General features: G+C 44.5%; 24 protein-coding genes. 14 read left to right on the forward strand and 10 right to left on the reverse strand.

Annotated features, from left to right (window positions below; translation table 11 throughout):
- Positions 1–106: 106 nt before the first annotated feature.
- Both K7R10_RS04120 and K7R10_RS04125 read left to right on the forward strand, forming a co-directional pair.
- Complete coding sequence (locus K7R10_RS04120; protein ID WP_224483418.1) at positions 107–538, forward strand: hypothetical protein; 432 nt, start codon at positions 107–109, stop codon at positions 536–538.
- A gap of 128 nt (positions 539–666) precedes the next feature.
- The gene (locus tag K7R10_RS04125) at positions 667–2,109 is read left to right on the forward strand and encodes a flavin-containing monooxygenase (protein ID WP_224483419.1); all 1,443 of its coding nucleotides are present in this window, start codon (positions 667–669) and stop codon (positions 2,107–2,109) included.
- A 4-nt stretch (positions 2,110–2,113) separates the two neighbouring features.
- On the opposite strand, the gene K7R10_RS04130 is transcribed toward K7R10_RS04125, so the two are convergent.
- Positions 2,114–2,371 carry a hypothetical protein gene (locus K7R10_RS04130; RefSeq protein WP_224483420.1) on the reverse strand — a complete coding sequence of 86 codons (258 nt, stop codon included), beginning with the start codon at positions 2,369–2,371 and terminating at the stop codon, positions 2,114–2,116.
- A 162-nt stretch (positions 2,372–2,533) separates the two neighbouring features.
- Here K7R10_RS04130 and K7R10_RS04135 point away from each other — a divergent pair, with 162 nt between their 5' ends.
- The 4 genes from K7R10_RS04135 (at position 2,534) to cydB (ending at position 7,129) form a co-directional block, all read left to right on the forward strand.
- The gene (locus tag K7R10_RS04135) at positions 2,534–3,061 is read left to right on the forward strand and encodes a hypothetical protein (RefSeq protein WP_224483421.1); all 528 of its coding nucleotides are present in this window, start codon (positions 2,534–2,536) and stop codon (positions 3,059–3,061) included.
- A gap of 80 nt (positions 3,062–3,141) precedes the next feature.
- Positions 3,142–4,482, forward strand: a complete 1,341-nt coding sequence (locus K7R10_RS04140; RefSeq protein WP_224483422.1) for an MBL fold metallo-hydrolase — start codon at positions 3,142–3,144, stop codon at positions 4,480–4,482.
- Between the two features lie 224 nt (positions 4,483–4,706).
- On the forward strand, positions 4,707–6,083 hold the full coding sequence (locus K7R10_RS04145) for a cytochrome ubiquinol oxidase subunit I (protein ID WP_224483639.1): 1,377 nt from the start codon (positions 4,707–4,709) through the stop codon (positions 6,081–6,083).
- On the forward strand, positions 6,080–7,129 hold the full coding sequence (gene cydB / locus K7R10_RS04150) for a cytochrome d ubiquinol oxidase subunit II (RefSeq protein ID WP_224483423.1): 1,050 nt from the start codon (positions 6,080–6,082) through the stop codon (positions 7,127–7,129). Before K7R10_RS04145 ends, cydB begins: the two co-directional genes overlap by 4 nt.
- Before the next feature lie 53 nt (positions 7,130–7,182).
- Here cydB and K7R10_RS04155 read toward each other — a convergent pair whose 3' ends face one another.
- Both K7R10_RS04155 and K7R10_RS04160 read right to left on the reverse strand, forming a co-directional pair.
- On the reverse strand, positions 7,183–8,529 hold the full coding sequence (locus K7R10_RS04155) for a hypothetical protein (RefSeq protein WP_224483424.1): 1,347 nt from the start codon (positions 8,527–8,529) through the stop codon (positions 7,183–7,185).
- Entirely contained in the window at positions 8,526–9,557 is a 1,032-nt protein-coding gene (locus tag K7R10_RS04160; protein WP_224483425.1) for a c-type cytochrome, read from the reverse strand. Before K7R10_RS04160 ends, K7R10_RS04155 begins: the two co-directional genes overlap by 4 nt.
- A 362-nt stretch (positions 9,558–9,919) precedes the next feature.
- Here K7R10_RS04160 and K7R10_RS04165 point away from each other — a divergent pair, with 362 nt between their 5' ends.
- Positions 9,920–10,696 (forward strand): MBL fold metallo-hydrolase, encoded by a 777-nt coding sequence (locus tag K7R10_RS04165; RefSeq protein WP_224483426.1) that lies wholly within the window; start codon positions 9,920–9,922, stop codon positions 10,694–10,696.
- 61 nt (positions 10,697–10,757) lie between these two features.
- Here K7R10_RS04165 and K7R10_RS04170 read toward each other — a convergent pair whose 3' ends face one another.
- The 5 genes from K7R10_RS04170 to K7R10_RS04190 all read right to left on the reverse strand — a co-directional run bounded on the left by K7R10_RS04170 (position 10,758) and on the right by K7R10_RS04190 (position 15,448).
- On the reverse strand, positions 10,758–11,057 hold the full coding sequence (locus K7R10_RS04170; RefSeq protein WP_224483427.1) for an HPF/RaiA family ribosome-associated protein: 300 nt from the start codon (positions 11,055–11,057) through the stop codon (positions 10,758–10,760).
- Between the two features lie 399 nt (positions 11,058–11,456).
- Complete coding sequence (locus tag K7R10_RS04175; RefSeq protein WP_224483428.1) at positions 11,457–12,140, reverse strand: DUF6624 domain-containing protein; 684 nt, start codon at positions 12,138–12,140, stop codon at positions 11,457–11,459.
- Between the two features lie 122 nt (positions 12,141–12,262).
- The gene (locus K7R10_RS04180) at positions 12,263–13,579 is read right to left on the reverse strand and encodes a serine hydrolase domain-containing protein (RefSeq protein ID WP_224483429.1); all 1,317 of its coding nucleotides are present in this window, start codon (positions 13,577–13,579) and stop codon (positions 12,263–12,265) included.
- Between the two features lie 76 nt (positions 13,580–13,655).
- Positions 13,656–14,456, reverse strand: coding sequence for a glycoside hydrolase family 16 protein (locus K7R10_RS04185; RefSeq protein ID WP_224483430.1), 801 nt, complete (start codon positions 14,454–14,456; stop codon positions 13,656–13,658).
- A gap of 164 nt (positions 14,457–14,620) precedes the next feature.
- Positions 14,621–15,448 (reverse strand): helix-turn-helix domain-containing protein, encoded by an 828-nt coding sequence (locus K7R10_RS04190; protein WP_224483431.1) that lies wholly within the window; start codon positions 15,446–15,448, stop codon positions 14,621–14,623.
- A 115-nt stretch (positions 15,449–15,563) separates the two neighbouring features.
- On the opposite strand from K7R10_RS04190, the gene K7R10_RS04195 reads away from it, so the two are divergent.
- The 4 genes from K7R10_RS04195 to K7R10_RS04210 are packed head-to-tail and all read left to right on the forward strand — an operon-like array spanning position 15,564 to position 18,968.
- On the forward strand, positions 15,564–17,042 hold the full coding sequence (locus K7R10_RS04195; RefSeq protein WP_224483432.1) for an NAD(P)/FAD-dependent oxidoreductase: 1,479 nt from the start codon (positions 15,564–15,566) through the stop codon (positions 17,040–17,042).
- A gap of 11 nt (positions 17,043–17,053) precedes the next feature.
- On the forward strand, positions 17,054–17,488 hold the full coding sequence (locus tag K7R10_RS04200) for a hemerythrin domain-containing protein (RefSeq protein WP_224483433.1): 435 nt from the start codon (positions 17,054–17,056) through the stop codon (positions 17,486–17,488).
- Positions 17,489–17,496: 8 nt separating this feature from the next.
- Positions 17,497–18,285: an SDR family NAD(P)-dependent oxidoreductase gene (locus K7R10_RS04205; RefSeq protein WP_224483434.1), complete on the forward strand. Its 789-nt coding sequence runs from the start codon at positions 17,497–17,499 to the stop codon at positions 18,283–18,285.
- 11 nt (positions 18,286–18,296) lie between these two features.
- Positions 18,297–18,968, forward strand: coding sequence for a haloacid dehalogenase type II (locus tag K7R10_RS04210; RefSeq protein WP_224483435.1), 672 nt, complete (start codon positions 18,297–18,299; stop codon positions 18,966–18,968).
- Positions 18,969–19,122: 154 nt separating this feature from the next.
- Here the strand turns inward: K7R10_RS04210 and K7R10_RS04215 are convergent, their stop codons facing one another.
- Positions 19,123–19,275: a YqaE/Pmp3 family membrane protein gene (locus K7R10_RS04215; protein WP_224483436.1), complete on the reverse strand. Its 153-nt coding sequence runs from the start codon at positions 19,273–19,275 to the stop codon at positions 19,123–19,125.
- Positions 19,276–19,433: 158 nt separating this feature from the next.
- Entirely contained in the window at positions 19,434–19,982 is a 549-nt protein-coding gene (locus K7R10_RS04220) for a DUF421 domain-containing protein (protein WP_224483437.1), read from the reverse strand.
- A 149-nt stretch (positions 19,983–20,131) separates the two neighbouring features.
- Here K7R10_RS04220 and K7R10_RS04225 point away from each other — a divergent pair, with 149 nt between their 5' ends.
- The 3 genes from K7R10_RS04225 (at position 20,132) to K7R10_RS04235 (ending at position 21,897) form a co-directional block, all read left to right on the forward strand.
- Complete coding sequence (locus K7R10_RS04225; RefSeq protein WP_224483438.1) at positions 20,132–20,455, forward strand: four-helix bundle copper-binding protein; 324 nt, start codon at positions 20,132–20,134, stop codon at positions 20,453–20,455.
- A gap of 65 nt (positions 20,456–20,520) precedes the next feature.
- Positions 20,521–20,973: a ferritin-like domain-containing protein gene (locus K7R10_RS04230; RefSeq protein ID WP_224483439.1), complete on the forward strand. Its 453-nt coding sequence runs from the start codon at positions 20,521–20,523 to the stop codon at positions 20,971–20,973.
- Positions 20,974–21,129: 156 nt separating this feature from the next.
- Positions 21,130–21,897: an exodeoxyribonuclease III gene (locus K7R10_RS04235; protein WP_224483440.1), complete on the forward strand. Its 768-nt coding sequence runs from the start codon at positions 21,130–21,132 to the stop codon at positions 21,895–21,897.
- The last annotated feature ends 62 nt before the right edge of the window (positions 21,898–21,959 follow it).

The raw sequence follows: 21,959 nt of genomic DNA on the forward strand, positions 1-21,959 counted from the left end.
CAGGCTTTAACAAACTGTTGGCATTTTAAATCCTTTGAATTTGACCGCTGGGCGATAAACACCAGTGCCACATTCTTTTTCTCAACATATTTCATTAAATTTCAGTATGTCAATTTTTCACGCCACATACCTTCGAAGAGCAGGAAGCCTGTTTGTCATGTTTATGCTTGTATTGGTATCTGCCTGCGGCTCTGCCTCATCGGTGACACGTACCGGCGAACCCGGGAAAATTGACAGTAATCGCATGGATTACGAAGACAAACTTCATTACCTGGAAAATAATAAAGATATGCAGGCCAGGCTGCAATATGCCCTTGTTCATAATGTTTCACCCTTACAGGAAAAGGCTATCGATTACCTGAAAACAAACGATGAAACCCGAAGGTTCCTGAGTGATTATCTTGTGGCAAATCCCGATGCTCGAGGTAAATTGCTTGAGTTTGCATTCATGGACCCATACCTCAACAAGGAACTGATGGGCTGGATCAAAGACGACAAGGAGCTTCTGGAAAAGGCTTTCAGACTCGCCGGGCTTTAGCCATTGCCGGGATAGGTCGGTAAAAGCACTCATTTCTTTAGCAACCTTTACCCAACCCATAGAAATAATACAGGCTTCCCACTGAAATTTCTTATTTTAGAAAACCATTACCATACCTTTATCAACCTATGGAAACTACTTACGACGTCATTATCGTCGGTGCCGGACTTTCCGGTATCGGTGCCGCCTATCATATTCAGGACAAATGCAAGGACAGGTCATTTACCATACTTGAATCCAGAAAAGATATGGGCGGAACCTGGGACCTATTCCGGTACCCGGGAATCAGGTCTGATTCAGACATGTATACCCTTGGTTTTTCCTTTAATCCATGGAAAGATGCCAAGGCCATAGCAGACGGCCCTTCCATTCTGAAATACATCAAAGAAACCGCTCAGAAATTCGGGTTGGATAAAAAGATAAAATACCGGCATAAGGTCATTGCCGCTGACTGGGATTCTGAGCGACGTACCTGGAAAATAAAGGTTGAAAAAAATGGGACAGAAAAGCTCGAACTCACCTGCAAATTCTTCTTTGTCTGCAGCGGGTATTATGATTATGAAAAAGGTTACGACCCTCTTCGTGAACAGAGTTCGGTATTTGAAGGAGAAGTGATTCATCCCCAACAATGGAATTCCCGGATCGATTATACCGACAAAGAGGTCATCGTGATAGGGAGTGGAGCCACAGCAGTGACGCTGGTACCGGAACTGGCCAAGAAAGCCTCCGGTGTCACCATGCTGCAGCGTTCGCCTACATATATCCTCAATCTTCCCCGGGAAGATGCCCTCGCTAACTTCTTAAAAAGAAACCTGCCAGCCTCTGTGGCACATACCCTCGCCAGATGGAAGAACATCCTGGTAAGCCTTACTCTTTACCAGGTATCAAGAAAGTGGCCAGGGAAGATGAGAAAGTTCATCAAAGACAAAATAGCCGAACAACTCGGAGACAAATACAAGGATCAGGATTTTGATCCGAGCTATGATCCGTGGGATCAGCGACTCTGCCTGGTACCTGACAACGACCTGTTCAAGGCTGTGAGATCCGGGAAGGCACGTATCGTAACCGACACCATCGATACATTCACCAGGGAGGGCCTTATCACCAAGGGAGGTAAAACCCTTAAGGCCGACCTGATCGTCACAGCAACAGGCCTGAAGATCAAACTTCTTGGCGGGATGCAATTAAGTATCGACAAGCAAGTCACAGATACTTCAAACCTTCATGTTTATCGAGGGGTAATGTTCAGCGATGTACCGAATTTTGCCATCGCGGTTGGCTATACCAATGCCTCATGGACCCTCAAATGCGACCTGAACTGTCATTACGTAACCCGGATATTGAATCATATGGAAAAGCATGGTTATGAGACCTGTACCCCAAGATTTGACGACAAGGCATTTTCTTCTGAACCTTTACTTGATTTTGAGGCCGGTTATGTGAAAAGAGCGCTGGACATACTTCCAAAACAAGGCTCAAGCCACCCCTGGAAAGTATATCAGAATTATATTAAAGATACACTCGCATTAAAATATGGTAAGGTAACCGATAAGTATTTGGAATACAGTTAACCCCTTACAGGTATTGAAAGACCATAACGGTGATCAGGGTGATCAGCATCAAAGCCAGTAAGACCGTTAATTTTGACAATACCCCTACCAGGCTTTCAAACCGCTGCAGTCGTTGATCCATATCCTGTGCCTGCCGGGTAGTGCGCAAAAGAAGTTCCCGCTGTGTTTCTGTGAACTCTTCCCTGCTATGATCTTCGGTTTCAGTGCTGTTGGCACCGGCCTCATATGCATCATCTTTACGATAAGCCTTTAAGGTTTCCATAAAAAAGTCATTAAATTTTACGGGGAGGTGTTGTAATACTATAAAATTTATTGCACAAAAGAAAATAATTTCTTACAAAATTCATGTTTTTGTTTTTTAAGGCGGTCCAATATTTCAGAAAAACCTCAAGAGTGGTATATTCGCCTCAAAACCCCTTATTTGATGACCTACAGAGACTTTTTCCGAATAATAATCAGGCTGTTTGCCCTGTATAGTTTATTGATCACGCTTTTCAGCTTTCTTCCCGAAGTGATCGGTGATATTTATGACGAAGCACCGGCATCTGCAACCCTTTGGGTCCTGCTTTCCCTAATCTTCCTGTTCCTGCTCTTTTACCTGCTCGTACGCAAATCAGACACCGTAATCGATCTTTTGGGACTTGATAAAGGCTTTGACACAAAAGAGTTTCGTACCGGCACTTTAAAGAGTCGCGATATATTCAGTGTCGCATTACTGGTTGCCGGATTTCTGCTTTTCCTGGGAGCATTGCCTGAATTTCTGTATCAGACCTATCTGGCCATTCAACCCGAGAAACAACCCGGAACGCTGGAAAAACTTTTCAGTTCCGCCACTTCAAAATCTTCAGGGACCAACCTGTCTTACATCCTTACAGGCTTCGATGTTCTCGGCGGATTAATCCTGATCGCTTTTCACCGGAAATTTGCCGAATTTCTGTCCCGGTTCAGCTAAGCACAAGCCCTTCCTGTAACCTTTGTTACTGAATTTGAGTATCTTCAATGGTATCTTAGCCAAAAAATAAAACACAGGTTATGAAGATCCAACAATTTGAAGATAAACCATTAGCACATTATTCCTACGCCATAGTAAGCGGTGACAAGATCGCACTGGTAGATCCTGCCAGAGATCCAAAACCTTATTATCGGTTCGCCGAAGAGCAGAACGCCAGAATTGTAGCGGTATTTGAAACACATCCGCATGCAGATTTTGTGAGCAGTCACAAGCAGATACATACAGAGACCGGAGCTACTATCTATACCAGTAAGATGGTTGGTGCAGCCTATGAGCATCTGGCTTTTGATGATGGCGACACCCTTGAAATGAACGAAGTCACATTTTCCTGCCTTCATACACCGGGGCATTCACCAGACGGGATAACCATCGTTGCATCAGATGAAGATGGAACCAAGGCGATGTTCACAGGTGACACCTTGTTCATAGGTGATGTAGGAAGACCTGACCTTAGGGAGAAAGCAGGAAATATGAAGGCTAAAAGGGAAGAGTTGGCAAAAATGATGTATAACACCATCCGTACCAAGTTCAATGAGCTTCCCGATGAAACACTGGTATATCCTGCTCATGGTGCAGGCTCTCTCTGCGGAAAGAACCTCAGCAGTGATGCTTCAAGTACCCTTGGAAACGAAAGACAGGGTAACTGGGCATTTAAAGACCAGAGTGAACAGGAATTCGTCGATACCATTCTTGCAGACCAGCCGTTCATACCCTCTTACTTCGGTTTTGATGTTGATATCAATAAGAACGGAGCAGACCGCTTCGAAGCCGGTATCGCAACCGTTCCCTATCTGGATAAGGTCAACGCGCTTGAGAAAGAGATTTTGGTTGTTGACACCCGTGATGAAGAGAAGTATAAAAAAGGACATCTGCCCGGCAGTATCAATATCATGGCCAGAAAAGAAGAGGATAAGGTTGAAACCTGGCTGGGATCGATCGTCAGGCCCGAAGAACCCTTTTATCTGGTTATCGATTCAATAACCGACCGTCACGAAGTACTTCACAGGGTCGCAAAAATTGGTTATGAAAAACAGGTGAAAGCCGTGGTAACCCTGGGAGATAAGGTTTTTGAGAAAATGCAGCCGGTCGATCTGGAAGCCTTTAAAAAAGACACTTCTTCTTATACCGTTCTGGATATTAGAAATAAAAGTGAAGTCTCACAGGGAAAATTTTTCGATCATGCCATTAACATACCGCTGAACGAGCTGCGTGATTCGTTGGATGAAATCCCGAAGTCAAAACCTGTAGTCGTTCACTGCGCCGGAGGTTACAGAAGTGCGGCAGGAAGCAGCATCTTACAGTCGGCCTTGAAAGACACCCAGGTTTACGATCTCAGCGATGCCGTTGAACAGTTTAAATGAATATTTTAAAACCTTGTAAAGCCCGTTGATCAGCGGGCTTTTTTTATTTCTGCAAATAAAGCTCCATACTATAAATCACTTCAAAATCTCTGAATAACAGAATATTTAAGAAGTAAATCTGCGTATAACTCCTTATCTTTCAGAAAAATAACCGGAATTAAATCAGCTTTTGCCTGACTTCATTCCGTTATGTGAGAAAGAACCATACAGACAGCAAAACCGATATGGATACAGAGATTCTGGCACGTATTCAATTTGCCTTCACCATCGCTTTTCATTATATCTATCCACCCTTGAGTATCGGCCTGGGATTACTCATGGTGATCTTTGAAGGGGTATACCTGAAAACCGGAAAAGAAGCTTACCATATCCTGGCCCGGTTCTGGACAAAGATCTTCGCCCTCACTTTTGGTATTGGTGTGGTAACCGGTATAGTTATGGAGTTTGAATTCGGGACGAACTGGGCTGTATACTCGCGGTATGTAGGTGATGTTTTTGGCAGTGCCCTGGCTGCCGAGGGAATTTTTGCCTTTGCCCTGGAAAGCGGATTTTTAGGAGTTCTGTTATTCGGGTGGAATCGCGTAAAACCCTGGGTACATATGGTTGCAACCACCGGGGTATTTCTTGGATCTTTATTTTCAGCCATATGGATCGTTGTTGCAAACAGCTGGCAGCAAACCCCGGCCGGATACCATATCGTAGGGGAAGGACTGAATGCAAGGGCTGAAATCACTGACTTCTGGGCCATGGTATTTAATCCGTCCAGTATAGACAGGCTTACGCATGTTTGGCTGGGTGCCTTTCTTGCAGGGGCATTCCTCGTTCTCAGCGTACATGCCTATTATCTGGTGCGTGGCAGATATGTCACCATCTCAAAAAAAGCCTTTCGCATCGCTTTGGTTGTTGCCACTATCTTCTCTTTAGGTCAATTGGTCACCGGCCACTCTTCGGCCAACGGGGTGGCGGTAAATCAGCCCGCAAAACTCGCCGCGCTGGAAGGGCATTTTGAACCCAATGCCCCGGCAGATATGTACCTTTTCGGGTGGGTTGATAAAGAGTCTGAAACAGTTAAGGGTCTGAGAATTCCCGGTGGCCTGTCTTTTTTGCTATACTATGACTTTGAAAAGCCTGTCACCGGACTTAAAGCTTTTCCGGAAGATGAAAGACCACCGCAGGTCAATGCTGTATTTCAGTTCTATCATATCATGATAACTATCGGCATGCTGCTGATCATCCTGACGCTTTTTGCCTGCTTTCAGTGGTACAGAGGCAAGTTATTTGAGAAAAAATGGTTGCTGTGGGTATTCGTGTTTGCGGTTATACTCCCGCAGATCGCTAACCAGGTCGGTTGGTTCGCGGCAGAGATGGGCAGGCAGCCATGGGTAGTATATAAACTGCTTCGCACTTCAGACGCCTTTTCGCAGGCCGTAACCGAAAACCAGATCCTTTTTTCCCTGATCCTGTTCTTTATCGTCTATACGATCCTGTTGCTCTTATTTCTCTATCTGCTTACAAAAAAGATCAAACACGGTCCGTATGATGAAAGCGATGATAATGACCGGCCGCTTACCCGAGAAATCACAAAATCACTGTTGTCATGAATACGAACCTCGAATATTTTTTAGGATTGGACTACCCGACCTGGTGGTTTCTGGTGGTCGGGGGACTCTTTTCAGGCTACGCCATTTTAGATGGCTTTGATTTCGGGGCCGGTGCCTGGCATTTGTTCTTCAGGAAGGATATCAACCGGCGTGTCGCCCTGAACGCAGTGGGTCCTGTATGGGATGGCAACGAAGTCTGGCTGGTGATCGGTGGTGGTGCCCTTTTTGCAGGCTTTCCCATAATGTATGCAACCCTGTTCTCTTCCCTTTATGTACCCTTTATGTTGTTCCTGCTGTTCATTATTTTCAGGGCCATAGCCATAGAATTTCGTTCCAAGGAACCTATGCGATGGTGGCGGCAAACCTGGGACGTGGCTTACAGTATCTCAAGCATCATGCTCGCCTTTCTCCTGGGAGTGGTATTGGGTAATGTATTGCAAGGCATTGCCATCGGACAGAACTATATGTACCAGGGTGCCGGTTTTTTCGAATTCCTGAACCCTTATGCATTGCTCACCGGCATTACCACCCTATCGCTTTTTATGATGCACGGAGCTATTTATCTCCTGCTGAAGACTGAGGGCAGACTATTTGTAAAACTGACCTTCCTATTAAAAAGAGGCATGATCTTTTTCATGGTAAGCTTCGGTATCACCACCTTATACACCCTGCTTTACATTCCGCATCTTTCTGACGATTTCAAAGAAAATCCCAGCTTATTTCTGGTTCCGGTTCTTACCTTTCTGAGCATTGCCAATGTGCCCCGACTAGCCAGTAAAAAACGATATCGCCTGGCTTTCTTTTTCTCGTCTCTGACTATCAGCCTCGGTCTTGTATTGGTAGCGATAGAACTCTACCCCACCCTGCTCATATCGAGTTTAGATCCCGCTTATAACATCACTATCTATAACGCCGCCTCTTCCATGAAGTCGCTACGCATCATGCTTACCATCGTAGCCATTGGCGGACCGCTCGTACTTGGTTATACCATATTCGTTTACCGTACCTTTAAGGGGAAGGTCAAGCTTGATGAGACCAGTTATTGATAGCCGGTTCAGGGACTTCAGCCCTGTATCAGGATTAAAAAAACCGGGGTTTCTTAAAAATTATAGTTCAGCACCAGATTCACATGCAGGAGATCGGTCTTATTAAAAATGAAATTGGGATTGTCGGGAAAATCACCGTGTGAAACTTTTCCGGTTATGAGTACCTCCGGACTCAATCCCTTTAGTCCGTCAATATCAAAAAGGAGATCAAGATTGATATGGGTATAATCAGGGAAAGCATATTTATTCAACTCCGGATTGGTAACAGGCGCTTTCCAGTGCCGTCCCACGCTTATGATCGATTGCAGATCGAGTCCCAGCCTCTCTATCCGCGATCGCTGGTCATAATAAAGCACCAGGGAATGATTATCTGCTGACCCCTCACTGCGTTCCCGCTTTTGAAAACTGAATATGAATTCACGTCCCCATTCCCTGGGGAAAAGGAATTGCCCATGAGGAAGAATATGGTTCCATGCCAGTGATAACGAAGACCGGTTCCATGAATAAGCCAGGCGTGTTCCAATAACATCGGAAGTGTTTGCGGTAAAATACCTCAGCGCTTCCTCATCATTCCCTCCTTCTCCTACCCGGTTCTGATGCACCCATTCCAACTGCAGGTTCCAGTTCTTACTGAGATCGAACTCGGGTTTCAGATAAAAGGTATTAAAAACATTATCGGTATAATAGTTCCATAGAGTGGTCTTTATGCCTTTGCCCAGGGGCATGGAAGCTGAGGCAATAATGACATAATCAGAATTCGTATTTCCTTCATACATGGAAGGTGCACCCGAAAGAGTTCTCCCTGAGGGATAAATTCCAATACTTTCACCTATCGAAAAGAATTCGCTTCCGGAGCGCGGCGCGATCTCGTTCAGTACCCCAAATTGGAACTGAGATCTGCCGGGAGAATAGGTATACCAGGCTCCCTGAACCAGGGTGGGTATCATACGCCCGTCCTGCCCATTCAGGAACGGACTTTTGATCTTCATTCTACCAACCTTCACACGGTGAAAGTCTGTATGATAGTCCAGGTACATTTCACCCAGGATCACGAGAAGATCACGGCTTGGATTCAAAAGATCGAAAAGTCCTTCCTCATAGCGGCTGGTTCTGCCGGTAGTAGGGTCGGGTTTTGTCAGGTCCTGAATCTTGGTGTTAAGGGAAGAATACAAAGCTCCCCCTGCACTGAGATTTTTATTAAAATCGTAGGTGTATTTGATATATCCCCCGGTGGCCAGAGCCTCAAAATCCTTGAGGCTGTCTTTGTTGAAGGTTGCCATATAGAAGGTTCTCCATTGTCCGCCTAATTTCCCTTTGGAAACCTCAAGATTTTCTTGAGACGCGGCAAAAAATGAGAACAGTAAAACAGGTATCAGGTAAGCAGGATTTTTCAGGGTCATTTGGTTTTCGTTATTCCGTATTCTTTTTTATAAAATTCAATGATCGGTAAAAATGGGCCCCATCGATGCTGTTCCTCACTGAACTCGTCTGCCCAGGGACCATAAGGGGTCGAAACGGGTTTTAATTTCAGGTCAGGGAAGTCTCTTTCCAGTCCGGGTTTCTCAGGACGGTCAAAACTATTGATATAGCCGGCTACATGATACGCCTCTTCATCTGTTAATTTAGGATTTTCTTTTGTGGCTATCCCAAAAGGCATGTTGGCTTTGATGAATCGGGCGGCGGTCAAAACTCTGTGCATTCCAGCCCCGTTATTGTAGGTATCATTACCCCACAGGGGCGGATATTGGTATCCCGATTCAGAAGGAATCCCTTGTCCGTCATCACCGTGGCAAATAACGCATTCTCTGTCATAAACGGCTTTCCCGGCCATGAGATCGACTTTTACCTCCGGTATTTTCAAATCGGTAAAGCCTTTATAATTTGCTTCCATTTCAGGTGGCAAGCCTTCACTGATCCATTCCATATAGGCTATCATCGCGCCCATTTCTCTGGAGCCTTCAGGTATAGCCTTTCCGTTCATACTTCGTTCCATACAACCGTTGATACGTTCCTGCAGGGTTCCTTCTTTATTCTCTCTACCCCTGAACTGTGGAAACCGTCCCGGAACACCCACCCAGGATGCTGACCCGGCCTGGGTACCTTGTGTCAGATGGCAATTGGTACAACTGAGATGATTTCCCGAAAAACGCATCTGTGTATCATGAGCATCCGGACCGATCCATTTGGAAGTTTCGGTAAGTATCATATAACCATACTTGACCTCCCCGGGCATTTCCCCTGAAGAAAATGCAGTGACCGGATCTTTTAATTCCCAGGGGCCTTCTTCCGGAGAGGAAAAATCGATAATGGACGGATTTTTAGAGGTGATAAAAATAAATAATGCCAGCAGCATGACCGCCGCGGTGAATACCACAAGGGTTCGGCGAAGTTTGTTTATATGGTCAGGTATATTAAAAGGCTCTTGCATGCCCTGATAATTTTTCAGGCTAAAATACGGCAAGCACTACCAGCTGTCAGTAATCAAGGTTACATAAGACGGTAGTGGGGGACATCTTCTTTAAAGTTACGAATTATCAACGTTGCCCTTTGCATCAAATAAAAAACCCGGCAGCTATGAGCTAACTACCGGGTTTTTAATACCTAACCAACAAAAAACTATAACCTCGTCTTCTGGAACAGAAAGATAGAAATGCTTGTTTTTTAAACCATTTATTTTCAACAACATGCCATTATAATCGTTAAGCTGCAAATGACCGGATTTGGTTTATTTGGCATCCTGAAACAAGGGCTGAAAAATGACAGACTATTTCATATCTTCATAAAAAAAACATGCGAATATACCATCTGAGAAACGCCAGTATGGTGCTCGAATGGAAGGAGAGTCGTTTATTGATCGACCCCATGCTTTCAAAGGCAGGTGCTTTCCCTTCCTTTACGCTATTGAGAAATAATCCGAAACGCAATCCGGTTTGCGATCTTCTCGCAGAGACTGAAAAATTTCTCGACGGGGTTTCCAGGTGCCTGATCACGCACCGGCATGCAGACCATATAGATGATGCTGGTATCGCTTATTTAAGAAAGAATCGCATCCCGGTAAGTTGCAGCGTTCAGGATGGAGATCATTTCAGAAAAAAAGGGCTTGATGTTGACCATCTCATCGAATATCATAAAACCTCATCATTTATGGGGGGACGAATTAAGGGAATCCCAGCTTTACACGGCTACGGGATTGTTAGCCGTCTGATGGGAAATGTGATGGGCTACCTGATCGAATTACCAGGGGAACCTTCTATTTATCTCAGCTCAGATACCGTTTTAACTCCCGAGGTTCGACAGGTGCTTACAGATGACCAACCCGATATTTCAGTTTTAGCCGCGGGTACTGCCAGGCTGGATCTTCTGGCTCCATTGCTTATGGATAAGAAAGATATCCTTTCCTTTATCGAAACCGCTCCCGGAAAAGTGATGGCCAACCATATGGAAGGAGTGAACCATTGCACTACCTCCAGAACAGACCTGAGAGAATGGCTTTCCGCAAGAAATCTCACAGAAAAGGTCTGGATACCGGAAGACGGCGAAATGAAAACCTATAAAAAAACCCTGTGACCGGAACCGCCCACAGGGAAAAAATCATGAAAGAAATGAAATGTTTCGCTAAATCAAATTATCAGTGTCTCATCATGCTGGCTTTTCTCTTTTTTAACTGGCGCTGAAGCTCTCTGACTGTTACATCGGCAGCCTTTTCGAAACTGTCTTCGTTGGCAGAGGCAAATATCCTTGGCCCGGGAACACTTAGTTCCACTTCACAGATCTTCCCCTTACCCTTGCTGTCATTTTCTTCCTTGAAAATCACAGATGAGTTGATTACCCAGTCATATTTGGCAACGATCTTTTGTAATTTTTTTGCCAGTAATTCCTTTACGTTCTGGTTGGTGGTGGCATGAACGAATTGTACTTGAGTTGTCATAGGCTTGATGTTTAGAGTTGCTCAATAATTCTACAGCTAAGATACCCCGACGGGTACCGGGAAGGAATGACATTTATCAGTCTGTAATCAGGAGGTGTTCCACTTTTTTATCTCATCACCCTAACATACGGTGTATCAGAGCAAAAAAACTGGAAAGAAAGGAGAAAAAAACCGTATTAATTTTTCCATTACAGTTTAAAATGCACCAGCTATTCAGGCATTGGTCAACAGCAGTAAGGCCGTAACCGAACAAGATCAATTATTTCAAAGAGGCATCTTGTTATTCAACTTCAGATAAGAGTTGACATTACAACTGAAGAGGAATCTGTTACATTCATGCGTGAATGAGATATGATAAAAAGCTGTAGCTGCAGGGATCACACTTGTAGCAATGTTTTATCAATCTTCCGGAACCTTGTAATAAGTGGGTTTTTTGATGCCTTTTTCAGAGAAAAATTCTTTGTTCATCGTAAAGTGCATTTCGGTCATTATATTGAGATAGCTTTCAAGAGGCTCCAGCCCTATCCCGGCCCGGCGACGATTTACCTGTATACTATCTTTCAAAGGTTTGGGATAAGCCTGGCAGCGGTCCCTTCGATATCTCACCTGTGTACCGTAGACCTGCTTTCCTCCTGTGTTGAGCATGACCCGGTCTGTGAGATAGGCATAATGCTTTGCATCGGCATTCTGACCGGCCACTTCGGCTTTCATGGCTTTCAGAACCTCTTTTTGAAAGAAAGGATCGTGGTCACTATGCTGAACCATAAGCCAGAAAGCCTGTTCTCCCTCTTTCCCCACTTGTTTAAAACCCGGGAATCCTATCTGATCAAAGATCTGCTCGACTCTTTTCTGATGAGTTCTGTAAATACTGTCTTTAAACACCTCCCATTGCTCCTGAGTGAAATGGCTGTATGCTGCAGGCGGGTGAGCATTAATAGCAGCCAACTGGTCGGTCTTTTCCATTTTCAATAACTCAGCTGCGATCTGCTGATACTGTATTTGCTGGGCTTTCACCTGCAAACAGAAGGAAACAGCTAAAAGGATTATGAAATGATTCTTAAGCGCATACAAAATTGATGTCATAGAAATTGTTTTGATTCTAAAGTATAGACCCTGAAATTCAACCTACGTTGCAAGAACTTCACTTTTCAGTTCGAAAGCAAATTTAATGAAGCAATAAGGCTCCTATGGTATTCGCAGTAACTTCACTGGTCCTTTTCCGGAAGCCGATATCCCTTCCATTGTATTCCCTGAAAATCCATCAGGGCATAAAACTCACCCTCACTGTCTGGCACGAACTCCAAAGACTCATCACTCTGAGGGTCCCAGAAGAACACCCTTTCACTCTCTGAGAATAGGGTACCGGCCTTTTTTCCGTTCTGGTAAGCCGTAAGAGATCCTTCTTCAACCTTGAACGTCAGCTTCAGATGGCCAGCCTCCGCAAAGTCGAAGGTCCCCTCATACCTGGAGAGTACTTCAGGAGATACTTCAATAGAATTGCGGTTTACCGGACGAGGAATATCAACGCCTTCTTCCTTCATTATTTTCACGAGGTCCCGGGTCAATCTTTCAAAAGGTATGTCGTCAAAGTTGGTCAGAAATACAATCTTAAAATCATGATCCGGATCTGCATAAACCCAGGCTCGTTTACCTCTGCTTCCTCCTGCATGAGTAATGATCCCATCTTCAGAGATCTTGCCGGCGTAAGGCTTATCTTCGATTCCCTCTAAAAACAACTGGAGATCTCCAGTGGTTGAGAACAAATGGCCCAATCTGGCATCTTCGCGATCCAGTTGGTCAATGACCCTCAGGCTGTCGTTTTTCATATAATGTCCCTTAGCATAAGATTCGAGAGAAGCCGTCGGGTCATAGAAATGTGCTCCGCTTGCCTTCATACCCCAGGGTTCAAAAAAGTACTTCCGCAGAAAAACCGGGTAAGTCATTCCGCTTACCTGTTCGATCAGGTAATATATGAGTTGAAAACCCAGGTTGGAATACTGTGATTTTGTACCGGGTTCAAATTCCAGAGATTCCTTACTGATCAATCCCATCATTTCCTCAGGTTCCACCTCGATGAGATCTCCGTCAAATCCGCTTAGTTCTCTGCCCAGGCCTGAACTGTGATTCATCAACATCACCAGGGTAATTTTGTCTCCCCAGGGAAGCCCCGAAATATAAAGCCCGATAGAATCTGACAGCTGTATTTTTCCTTCTTCCTGTAATTCGAGTAAAGCTGCTTTCGCAAATAATTTCGAGACCGACCGGATATCGAATTGTGAATGAGTATTGACCTCCATGGAAGGAGGAATATCACCCTTTATGGTATAGGCCTTATTTAGCAACAGCTCATCGCCCGAGCTCAGCAACAAAACACCGTTGAACTGTTGTAATTCGGTAAGAGCTGCCATATACCGTTCTGCCAGAGCCGCACGGTCAAAATAATGGGGGTCCGGTGCCTGTTGAGCCGAAACCTCAATAATACAAAGAAGGGGGAGTATGCAAAATAATTTCCAGAAATTCATAGGTTCATCTTTTTTGTTCCGGTCGCAAAGATTGTCAAAGGAGAAATGATAACCTTGTAAAAATGGTAAGCTTGCTTTATTGATACACCCGTACCCAATCGATTACAAAGTTTGCCGGCAGATGATCTGAATTCACCGCTCCTGCCCAGTATCCGCCGAGCTGCTGGTTGATCAGCAAATGAAAGGGCTGATCATAAGGCCACTCTGAGGGCAGGGCTCCCTCCTTTTTTTTGTAGGTGAAGGTGTTCTTTCCATTCAGATAGAACTCCAGCCTGTCGGGATACCATTCAAGAGCATATACGTTATACCTGGCCACATCGGCTGGTACCCTGGCATAGAATTCATCGTCTGTAGCCCGGTCTGAGCGTAACACATTATGAGAATGAACCGATTGCCAGATATGATCCTTGAAATTCACATATTGCATGATATCGATCTCTCCATTATTGGGATAATCACCATATTTTTTCAATTCAGAGAGCATCCAAATGGCAGGCCATGCCCCTTTTGCCTTTTCGATGCGTGCCCTGACTTCCACACGACCATATTGAAATGCAAATTTACCCTTTGATTGTATCCCCCCGGTATGATAACGTCGCTGATCTTTAGTCTCTGTTTTATTAATGATTCCTCTCAGAAACAACTTTCCGTCATACAGTCGGAAACAATCCTCATCAGTACTCATATAACGCCCAAAGGAACTTCCTGCAGGAGGAACTTTACTCCACTTGAGGGTATCGAGATCTTCCTCTTCAAATTCATCTTCCCAGACAAGTTTCCACTTTACATCGCCTCTTCCCCAATCCTGACGATATATATAATCATTTTCAAGTTGGTAGGGGGTGGAACATCCGCAGAGAACAACAGCTGTCAGCAAAAGAAAAACGGACCTTTTCAGGTAAAAAAAGATTAAAGCAGGTTTATAATATGATATCATAAGTGATTCTGTGAGGGCAGGGTCATATGAGCCCTATGCATATGAAGGTGAAAATACTACGGCCCCGGAAATTATTGTGTTAATCTTCTGCAAAACTCCTAAAATTAACAAGGATCAGGCGGAGTTTTCAGATGTCGGACTAAAAATGGTGACAGATCGGCAAAAAATACTTTAGGTTCCAGCCCTGTAACCTTTTTAAAATCCCTGTTAAAATGTGCCTGATCAAAATATTGAAAAGTATGAGCCAGGCGGGTAAAACTTATTTCAGGGTGATTCACTTTCCTTTTGATCAGGCTCATAATCCGAACGATCATGATAAAATGTTTTAACCCGTAGAACACTCTTTTCTTAAATCGATTGTTCAGAGCCTGCCTGCTGTATTCAAATTCTTCTGAAAGCTGGTTTACACTGATCATTCCTTTTGCTTCATATATTCGGGTACAAACAGAACGGATCAATTCATCTGTTTCGGGTTGTATCCTTGCTACCATAAGCTCCATAAAGTCAACAACCAGTTTCTTTATTTGCGCCTCTTCCTTCTCGTTGAGAAGTCCTGGGACCAATGCTGATTCAGCTTCCGGGTACATTCTGCCCATATCGATCACTCCTGCAGATTTTCCCATCGGAAAAAAGGCGGTATTCAACCAGGGCTGCACCTTAAGAGTGGTGAAATGCAACGTACCATTAATCTGTATTCGGAAGGGGTGTTCCACTCCCTGTATCGTAAAAACCGGGAAGGTTAATGGGATCACCTTCTTATCTTCCCCATAAATGAAGCTGGAATTCAACTCCCTGAAGATAACCAGGTCATGGCACCCATCATCTACAACAGGGATGTAGGGTGAATCCCTGCTTTCGAAAGAACAGAAGTAACATTCCCTGAAATAAGGGGTAAGGTGTTCGGGAAGCGATATGGATTTTATCGAATTCAATTATGAAGCCTCATGTTGTAAAAGTATTGTTTTTTTTCATTGTTTTTTCCTATCTTTTAAGGTACCCTTCAGAACTTATCCTGCTGAAAAACAAGCAATCAACCAACCACCAATTATGAATAAACAATCAAACAACAATCTTAGCAGGAAGGATTTTTTAAAACAATTTGGTCTCTCTGTGGGCGCTCTGTACGCCGGGGCCATGTTACACCCTTTAAGTGCGAGTGACCGCATCTTTGACAGTACCACCCAGGCAAAGAACGTACTGGTTATTGGTGCGGGTCTGGCTGGTCTGTCTGCTGCCATGGAACTCAGGAAAGCAGGTCATAACGTCACTCTGCTTGAGGCCAGAGACCGGCCCGGCGGGCGCGTTTCGACTGTAAGAGATGAATTCGCAGACGGGCTTTATGTCGATGAAGGTGCGGTAGGCTATTCAAAATCGTATACCCTGGCCAATGAGTACATCAAAAAATACAATCTTGAAGGAGCTCCGTGGGCGTTCCCTGATGAGCCTATCACCTATATTCTAAATGGCGAGGTGATGTCTGTAAGTCCCGGGGAACAGGTAAACTGGCCCTATGACCTTACAGAAGAGGAACAGCAGCTCGGCCCCATGGGAATAGTTCAGAAATACATTATCGACACCTTACCGCCGGAGATCAGCGAACCCTCGAACTGGGATAAAGAGCCTTTGATTTCGATGGATCAGCAATCGCTGGCTGAATATCTCAAAGAGCAGGGAGCGAGTGACGGTGCGGTTGAACTGATGAAGAATACCCAGTGGTTCGCTGCAGTACCCACAGAGACATCTGCTCTCTCCATGGCGGTGAGCGATTTCGGATTATTTATGAGTGCCATGCCTTTTGTTCTTGTGGGAGGTAATGATCAATTACCCCGGGCCATGGCAAAAGAATTAGGAGATGTCGTACAATATCGAAAACCTGTCAAAGAGGTCGTCACAGAAGGAGAAAAAGTGATGGTTACCACCGAAAACAATGAAACCTTAAGTGCCGATTACGTCATCTGTACCGTCCCGCTTAAGGTAACCGAAAAGATCAGCTTCACCCCTCCCCTTTCTGAAGCAAAACAAAGAGCCGTTTCAGAAGTACCTGTCTTGCACCTTACCAGGGCCTACTTCCAGGTAGAACAACCTTTCTGGCAACAGAAAAACCTTTCGGGGATGGCTTTTACCGATCTTAAGGCAGGGCAGGTCATACCCCATCTCAATGCTGATCGTCCTTCTGAAAATCCAGCCATACTGGAAAGCTATACTGCCGGAAAACAGGCCGAGACCCTGGCTGAAATGAAGGCAGAAACCCTGATAAACACTGTGGGGGAAAGTATGGAAAAGGTGCATCCGGGTACTCAGGATCACTTGCAAAAGACCTATATAAAGGCGTGGGGGAAAGACCCGTATGCTTTGGGAGGCCCCAGTTTTCCGGCACCGGGCGATGTTAGTCAGCATCTCAAGGCATTACAGCAACCCGAGGGTCGTATCTATTTTGCCGGAGAACATACCAGCATATTGCGCAGTACCATGGAAGGAGCGTTGCGCTCGGGTGCAAGAGCCGCCAAAGAGATTCACGAGATGTAAAACCTTTACATATGAACATATTCGAAGCACTCAGAGAAGACCACGATATACAGCGTAAGCTTCTCGATCAACTTACAGACACCTCCGGAGAAACAGAAACCCGGAAAGCCGTATTCTCAAAACTCAAAAAGGAGCTACGGGTGCACGCAGATGCTGAAGAACGCTATTTCTATAAACCCATGATATCGAAAGACCTGACCCAGGACAAGGCCAGACACAGCATCGCAGAACATCACGATATCGATGAACTCCTGGAGAATCTTGAGAGTACCGACATGAGCTCTCCTGCCTGGTTGCGATCGGCCAAAGACCTGAAAGAAATGGTAACCCATCATCTTGACGAAGAAGAACACGAAGTATTTCAGTTGGCCGGCAAAGCCCTTGATGATAACCAGAAACAGAAACTGGCCGATACTTATCGGGATTATGTAAATAAAAACAGATAAAATAAACGATGGAATTAAAAGGAAAAAAAGTACTGATCACAGGTGGAAGTGCCGGGATCGGAAAAGCGATCATAAAAAAACTTCATGACCAGGGAGTAAATGAATTTGCTACCATGGGAAGAAGACTCGAACCGCTGAATACCCTGAGAGATGATTTTCCCGACTGCGAAATCCTGACCGTGCAGGGAGATGTTTCAAAAATCGACGACCTGAACCGACTCATAAACACAGTACGAGAGAAGTGGGATAAGATCGATATTCTCATCAACAATGCGGGAGTGGTCAGTGCCGCTCCGCTACAGGAAATGACCGATGACGACATACAGAACCAGATCACTATTAACCTGACGGCGGTCGCTTTATTGACCAAAAGAGCCTTGCCTTTACTTCAGAACAGCTCTGAGGCTGCGATCGTCAACGTTTCTTCCGGTCTCGGATACGTCGCTATGCCGTTTTACAGTGTATACGCTGCCACTAAGGCCGGTCTGCGCCAGTTTTCTGATGCGCTCAGAAGAGAGTTGATACGCGGGAATATACACGTGATGACCGTCTATCCGACGGCTACCGACACCGATATGATGAAAACCGCTAATGCCCCTGATATGGATAGTCCTGAAAAGGTCGCCGACCATACCATAGAGGGCCTGAGAGAGGGCGCGATCAATGTGATTCTTGGAGGAGAGGAGAAAAAACAACAGATAAAATTAAACCAGCAGGAGCCTGAAAAAGTAGACCAGATGATGGCATCTCAATACGATGCCCTAAAATCAGGTACGAAGAACCATCGGGCCATGTAAACTGACAGAAAATGAGTAAAAAACCTGAATTGATCATATTTGATATAAATGAGACACTTCTTGACATGGAGCCTCTTAAAAAGGCCATCGAAGATGAACTCGGAACAGAAAGGGCTTCGGAGCTCTGGTTTCTGAACCTTTTGAAATATGCCATGATCGAATCCCTGACCGGGAGTTATGTGAGCTTTGATGAGTTGGGAGCAGCTGTTCTGAAGATGTTAGCCGATCGCTTTGGTAAATCATTAACCGACAAAAGATCTGAAGAGATCATGAACATGATCACCTCTTTGCCTGCTCATGATGATGTGGCTGATACTCTGCAGACACTAAGAAAAGAAGGCTATAAACTGGTGGCGCTGACCAACGGATCTGAAGTAACGCTTAAAAAGCAACTTAAGAATGCAGACCTGCTGAATCTGTTTGACAGCTACTACAGCGTCGAAAGCGTTCAAAAATACAAACCCCACCCTGACACCTATCATTATGTGCTTTCGGCTATGCAGACTGACCCCGAGAAGAGCATGATGGTGGCGGCCCATGCCTGGGATATCTACGGGGCACAGAAATCAGGGCTGCAGACTGCCTTTATAAAGAGACCGGGAAATGCGCTTTATCCTTTACAGAATAAACCGCAATGGGTGGTGAAAGATCTTAAAGAGTTCAAAGATCAACTTCTGAAATAACAACATCTGACAATTCCCTGATTTTATGGGCTTATACCCGTCTAATAACGGCATCGGAATTGATTCATTAAACTATGAAAGATGTTTACTTCATTGTTATTTCACATGCTCAGACTTTCTTCCCAACAAAAGGGTTAAATGCGAAACGATACGCTTATTGATTGACAATAAACGCGTGTATCACTCCGGGTATCCAACCGATCAGTGTCAGGACAATGCTTACCAAAAATGTAGCTCCGACACCGTGGTTCATAAAAACCGCAAGAGGTGGTAAAAGAATGTTTAATATAATGGTTAGTAATGACATGATGACTGATTTATTGATTTAGAAATTACAGATCGTATGAACCTGCCTTCTTATAAGGTACAAAATATTTCAACCAAAACTCCCCTAAATCACTAACTTTAAGACATCTGAAACCTTCCTTTAAAATTGATCCGAATAGATTATATATAACCTCCATTTTATATTCCCTTATACTCACTTTCCGGATCTTTGATGACATCTTTTAACAGCCAGTCGGCCACTTCCTTTTCAGGGTTGCTCGTGTGCAGTACCGCAATATCACCTGTGGTTTCAAATATGACTGCTTTCACCTCCGATAATTCTATTACGTTGGCTTCTCTGAGCTTTGAGCGAAGATCTCCTTTTGTAACCCTTGCTCGCTTAAGGTTCTGTTCTAAGATATGCTCCCCATCCATAAGGAGCAGAGGCTGATTGTCTACCATCCTCCGGAAGCGTTTACTACGTCGAAAAAAAGCAGCCGTAAGCTGAAAACTATAAATAGCCAGTAACCCCACTATGCCCTCAAACAGCGAAACACTGGAAGAGAGAACCGTGGTAGCGATCATAGATCCCACCGCCACCGTCATCGCAAAATCAAAACTCGACATCTTGGAAAAACTTCTTTTACCAAAAACCCTGGTATAAATAATTACCGCAAGATATATTCCTAAAGCGGTCAACACTATTGCCAAGGCATCTTCAGGGGTGCTTACAAACCATTTTTTCATATTGCTGTTCCATTAAAAATTATTAACTGAAAATTACAGAAGGGGAAATGTCACCATGCACTAACACCCGGTCTATTAAGGGTTTGTTAATTAGTGGCACGGCTTTACTTTAATTCGTAAGTTACTGAAAACCAATTTAATACACCCTTATGAAAAATAAAGAATTTCTCATCGCTTTATCCGATTGTGCCAAGGCATGTAATCATTGTGCTGACGCCTGTCTGGACGAAAAAGAAATCGATAAAATGGTCTCCTGTATACGACAGGACCGTATCTGTGCTGAAGTGTGTCAGGCATTACATAATATTCTGCTTGTCTCAGCTGCCAACGCCGACCGATTGGTCGAATACTGCCGCGAAGTCTGTAAATCCTGTGCCGACGAATGCGACCAGCATGAAAATGACCACTGTAAAGATTGTGCACGTGCCTGCCGTACCTGTGTAAAAGCTTGTGATGCTTTCCTGAACTCCTGATCGAAATAGAGCCGAACACCCTTTTCCTGCTGCATTAACCAATAGAAAACCAAAATCAATTAATCATGGAAAAAAGCGAAATTAAATCCGTTATCAATGATCTCATCCGGAAAAACCTGGATGCCCAAAAAGGTTATCAAAAAGCTGCCGACCAGGCTGATGATGCCCAGTTAAAAAGCTTCTTTAGGAAACAATCAACGCAGCGCGCTGATTTTGCAGGAAGATTGCGTGAAGAAGCTTCTAAACACGTTTCAGCCGACGACCTGGATACTGAAGGCAGTGCCAAAGGAAGTATGCACCGAACCTGGATGGATATCAAAGCGGCTCTTTCATCTGATGATGATGAAGCCATGCTAGAAGAATGCCTTCGCGGGGATAAAGCCAGTCTGGAAGAGTACGAAGATGTACTGAGCGATCATGATCAACTTCCCGAGAATCTGCGACAAACAATTACATCACAATTGATCAATCTTAAAGGAACCCTGAACGAAGTGGAACACCTCGAAGACCTGCACTGATCGGGAATTAATCCTCCTGAATTAAAAGCCCAACCCGGGCTTTTTTTCTTAATCCCCATAGAACCGGGAAAAGCAGATTAATCCAGTGGCATAGCAACAGAGCATAATGCCTCTTAATTTATGATGAATTGCCTATCTTACTTAAAAAATAGGGGCATGAAAGTTATAACCTGGAATATAAACGGAATTCGGGCGGTAGTAAAAAAAGATTTCTTTGAGATCATAGATGACCTGGATCCTGACGTGCTTTGTCTGCAGGAAACCAAGGCCCAGGAATCGGAAACGGAAAAAGCGTTAACGCCACTGCTGGAAGATTATAAGGCGAGCTTCAGTGCTGCCGAAAGAAAAGGATATTCAGGCACTGCGACCCTCAGCAAAAAGGAGCCTGTGTCAACATCAGAAGGAATGAATAAGCAAGAGCATGATGAGGAGGGCAGGATCATCTGTACAGAGTTCGAAAACTTTTACCTGGTCAATGTCTATATCCCAAATTCAGGGAGCGAACTCAACCGTCTTGATTACCGGGAAGAATGGGATAAAGATTTTCTTTCCTATTTGAAAGATCTGGAAGCTAAGAAACCGGTGGTGGTTTGCGGCGACCTCAATGTGGCACACCAGGCCATCGACCTTAAAAACGACAAATCCAACTACAACAAGACGGCCGGATACACCCAGACCGAGATCGATGGTATGACCCGAATGCTGGAAAGCGGATTTATCGATGTATTTCGTCATTTCAATCCCGATACCGAGGCATACACGTACTGGAGCTACCGTTTTAATGCCAGAAAGAAGAACATAGGATGGCGGCTTGATTACTTTCTGGTAAGTGAATCACTGATCGATAAAGTAAAAAATATCGAGATCCTTTCAGAAATTAAAGGCTCTGACCATTGCCCGGTTTCCCTGGAAATAGAAGATTGATTTTTCTGATCAGTTATCTTAACAAGGTCTGTCCCGGCTTGCTTTTACTTGAAAAGAAACCT

It is taken from the genome of Robertkochia aurantiaca (assembly GCF_020166495.1).
Taxonomy (GTDB): Bacteria; Bacteroidota; Bacteroidia; order Flavobacteriales; family Flavobacteriaceae; genus Robertkochia; species Robertkochia aurantiaca.